Consider the following 445-nt stretch of genomic DNA (forward strand, 5'->3'; position numbering starts at 1 on the left):
GTGCGTGCGCAGAACGACGGCTTGGTCACGGTAGGTGGGCATGATACCTATTGTCTCCCCGTATGGCGTGCAGCCGAAACATGCTCTGCACAGAATCGCTGTGAGAGGGTAGGAGGTGTTCATCGCAGGTCGACTACCGTTGGAACCCCCCAGGAGACGCCCATGGATTCCTTTGTCGCGCTGCTCGGCAGCGTCTGGTACCTGGTGCTCGTTGCTGCTATCAGTCCCGTCATGATCCTCAACGCAAACGCGGCAGTTCACGGTCAAAAGCAGAACCACGGTTGGGCTTTTGTCTCTGGGGCAGGTCTGGTGCTTGGCGCCATCGGCGTCACGAGTTTCGGCCTGCTGGGAAGCGCTGCCACCGACTTCGCCTCTCGTCAGCTGGCCTCACGTACCGTCGACCGTATACTGGGCGTTTTACTCTTCTTATTCGGCTGCTATCTGG

The 445-nt window shown here is 59.1% G+C and carries 1 protein-coding gene; it reads left to right on the plus strand.

Translation table 11 applies throughout. From position 1 onward, the window contains the following. Positions 1-162 precede the first annotated feature (162 nt). The coding region (locus ACU8YE_RS25295; protein WP_446930324.1) for a hypothetical protein at positions 163-445 on the plus strand (283 nt) is incomplete at its 3' end.

The sequence above is a fragment of the Ralstonia sp. VS2407 genome (assembly GCF_052950655.1).